We start from the raw sequence: 3,084 nt of genomic DNA on the forward strand, positions 1-3,084 counted from the left end.
GCCTGTCTGGCGGGTTGACCAGACACCATCGCCTCCGTGCGTGGATTGCCGCCGTTTCGGCCTCTCAGCGTCGCAGCAGCTCCAAAGCCCGCGTCAGAGGCGAGGTTGTAGCGGTCAGATCCTGACTATCGGCCCGCACGAGGTAGCGCCGCACCAGCGCATCGACCTTTTTCGGGTCGGAGAATTGGCTGACCGAGTCCGTACCGAACGCGCCCTCGGCCCGATCTCTCAGCACGGCAACCTGCTGGTCAATGTCTATTGATGAGAAACTCGCAGGCAACCCAAGCGCGGTCTGCATCACCTGACGCATTGGCGCGTTTCCAAGGATGCTGAACCACTTGGCGGTTTCGCTCATCGTGCTGGCGGCGAGGGCAGGGATTTCCCGTTCGGCGTTCAAGGCCAGACGATAGGTGTTGTTCTGATCCCCAACAGCAGTTTCAAACTGCCGGGCGCGGTACTGCGCCAGAACCTTATCGGGGAAGTCTGACAGCTTGCTGCGCGGAACAGAGAAATCACCAAATCCGAACGCGGCCGACAGCTTCTGGTACTGTTTGTCCGCCAACCGGTTCGCGAGGCCGCCTTCCCTGATGGTGCCGTCCTGCAGCACCTTGCGGATGAAGGCCGTATTGTTCACGTCGCCCTCAAGCCCGAATGCCGTCAAGGCGATCCGCAACAGCCGCTTGTCGGATACCAGCTGGTCCGCCGTATTGATCTTGCCGATCTTCTCGCGGAAGTAGGCTTCGTCGCGCTGGTTGACCGACGATGCCTGCTGCGCTGTCTGTTGGGCAGGCATCGTTCGCTTCAGAAAGTTCCACCCGGCGTACCCCGTCAGCGGCAAGACCGGCCTGAAGGTCATGCCCGTCCGGCGGCGAAGAGACGCTCCTCCCGCGGCAACAAGCTGCGCAGGGCTTTCAGTGCCTGGTAGTGCTGATCCTCAAGAACAGCGGTGCTCGCGGCTGTCAGCTGGGTTCGGCTGTCGTGATCGGTCAGCACTTGGCTAAGCTGTTCGATCCCGCGCAGAAGCTGCATCCGCGCATCTGCCGCATCAGCATCACCAGACAGCACGAGTTGCGCAATGTAGCACACACGACGAACCGGCGTGTTGACCTCTTCCGGATGGATTGCGTCCCGCAGCCGAAGGATGTTGGCGTTGGGCGTCATGATCGCCAGCCGCGATCTCCGCTCACCGTTCTCGATCACCGCACCGTTGATCAGAACCCGTTCATGCGGGCCCAGCTTCAGAACAAGGCCGGTCATGGTGTACCGCCTTCGCCGCGTAGGCCACGCATCACGGCGGTATTGATGTCGGTCAGGACCTCGACGCTGCCATGGCCTTGCAGGATTGCGCCGCTGTGCTTTGCGGTGAACTCGTAAAGATAGAACAATCGTGCCCGAAGCGCGGCTGGCAGGCCGTTGCCTTGGTCTGCCACGTCGGCTGCCAGGGTCGACCACAGCTGCTGATTCTGATGAAGCGCTGCGGCAAGTGCGGGAAAATCTGTCGTGCGGCGCGCCCAGGCAGCCGTCAGTCGATGCGTCGCTCGTGCGAGAAGATCGTATTCGACGGCGCGGAACGAGCGGGCTGGGGTTTCCCGTTGGGCATAGGCAAGCGAAGATCGGAACGTCATGTGGGGTCCATCGGTTCGGTGTTTCTGGGGGACGATGGCCGCGGGTCGCCCCGCGGCCCTTCAGTTTACCGGAATAGCGACAGAAGCCCCTGCGGCTGCTGGTTGGCGATCGACAAGGCTTGCGTCGCCAGCTGCTGCTGGACCTGAAGCGCCTGCAACCGGGCCGAAGCTTCTTCCATGTTTGCATCCACCAGCACACCGATGCCGGTCTTCAGCGAGTCCGTCAGCTGACCGACGAACTCGCTTTGAATGTCGATCCGTTTTTGCACCGAACCGAACGAAGCCGCAGCGTCGATCGAGGTTTGCAGCATGCCTTCGATTGCCGTCAGTGCCGTTGCGGGCGACGTCACGACGTTCAGCGTGTTCAGATCAGAGAGCCCGCCAGTTCCGCGTGCCGCCGAAACAGAGATCGCGGCGGAATTGTTGGTGTTGTTTGCGACCGACAGCGCGCCAGAGGCGAGCGTCAGTGTGAAGTCGGAATCCGAAAGCCCGCTTTCGGTGAGCGAGTTCTTCAACCCGGAAACCAGCGCGTCGGCCGTGTCTCCTTCCTTCACGATGTAGCGGCCCTCGGTCGAACCGATCTTGAGCGAGATCGAGTCTCCTGCAACCAGCGCTGTCAGCGTGGCCGGGTTCGCGGTCGGCGCGTCCTTTGCGAGCGCGCCGCCGCCGCCTTGGAACGTAAAGCCGCCAAGCGTCACGGGCGTTCCGGTCACGACGTTGGCAGCCGACAGCGTTCCGTTGGTCAGAGCCGCACCTGCATTGGTCGACAGGTTCTGCGCGCTGACCTGGATATTGCTTGAGGTCACGCCAGTAGCACTGCGATCCAGCGATGAGAGCACGTTGACCGTTGTCTGCGAGCCGTCCACGAGGTTCAGACCGTTGAACTGCGCCGCGCCGACAACCGATTCGATCTGTTTGGTAAGTGCGGTGATGTCGGTCTGGATTTTGGTCCGATCGACGTTCTCGGCCTGGGCGGCAACGATTTTGCCCTTCATCTCGGTCAGAAGCTTGGTCACCGACTCCGAGGCCTGTCTGGCGACGGTCAGAGTGGCGGAGCCAACGGAAAGGCTATCGGAAATGCCCTTGAAACCCTGGACATCCGATTCCATCACCTTCGAAATCGCCCACACGGCGGCGTTATCCTTGGCAGAGCCGACGCTTTTGCCGGTGGAAATCTCGGCCTGGGTCTTGTTCATGCTGGCGCTGATCCCCTTCATGGTCTGAAGGGCAACCATCGCGCTGTTGTTGGTCAGAATCGACGACATCTTTACTTCCTTCGCATGGAGCCGCGTTTTCGCAGCCTGAAATGCCACCGGATTCGGTGGCGGAAACGGGCTTTCTGTCCGATGCTTCCGGTCTTCCCGGATGCGCCGCCCCGGCATGGGACGCGACATCAGTGATGCGGGAAACTCTCTAACGGAGTCCTAAACCGCGACGCCCAAGTGCATCACATTTGACG

General features: G+C 61.3%; 4 protein-coding genes. All 4 read right to left on the bottom strand.

The window, feature by feature from the left end; all coding sequences use genetic code 11:
- Positions 1-64: 64 nt before the first annotated feature.
- Positions 65-838, bottom strand: coding sequence for a DUF1217 domain-containing protein (locus tag ACRCSW_RS17870; protein ID WP_438706999.1), 774 nt, complete (start codon positions 836-838; stop codon positions 65-67).
- A gap of 14 nt (positions 839-852) precedes the next feature.
- Positions 853-1,257 carry a flagellar biosynthesis repressor FlbT gene (gene flbT / locus ACRCSW_RS17875; RefSeq protein WP_438707000.1) on the bottom strand — a complete coding sequence of 135 codons (405 nt, stop codon included), beginning with the start codon at positions 1,255-1,257 and terminating at the stop codon, positions 853-855.
- On the bottom strand, positions 1,254-1,625 hold the full coding sequence (gene flaF, locus ACRCSW_RS17880) for a flagellar biosynthesis regulator FlaF (RefSeq protein WP_438707001.1): 372 nt from the start codon (positions 1,623-1,625) through the stop codon (positions 1,254-1,256). The genes flbT and flaF overlap by 4 nt, the downstream gene beginning before the upstream one ends.
- Before the next feature lie 65 nt (positions 1,626-1,690).
- Positions 1,691-2,890: a flagellin N-terminal helical domain-containing protein gene (locus tag ACRCSW_RS17885; protein WP_438707002.1), complete on the bottom strand. Its 1,200-nt coding sequence runs from the start codon at positions 2,888-2,890 to the stop codon at positions 1,691-1,693.
- Positions 2,891-3,084: the final 194 nt, after the last annotated feature.

It is taken from the genome of Tabrizicola sp., assembly GCF_051645465.1.
Taxonomy (GTDB): domain Bacteria; phylum Pseudomonadota; class Alphaproteobacteria; order Rhodobacterales; family Rhodobacteraceae; genus Tabrizicola.

Bases quoted from the DNA above. Each gene is read 5' to 3' on its own strand.
- flbT (WP_438707000.1), bottom strand. From the start codon at position 1,257: ATGACCGGCCTTGTTCTGAAGCTGGGCCCGCATGAACGGGTTCTGATC.
- flaF (WP_438707001.1), bottom strand. From the start codon at position 1,625: ATGACGTTCCGATCTTCGCTTGCCTATGCCCAACGGGAAACCCCAGCC.
- ACRCSW_RS17885 (WP_438707002.1), bottom strand. From the start codon at position 2,890: ATGTCGTCGATTCTGACCAACAACAGCGCGATGGTTGCCCTTCAGACC.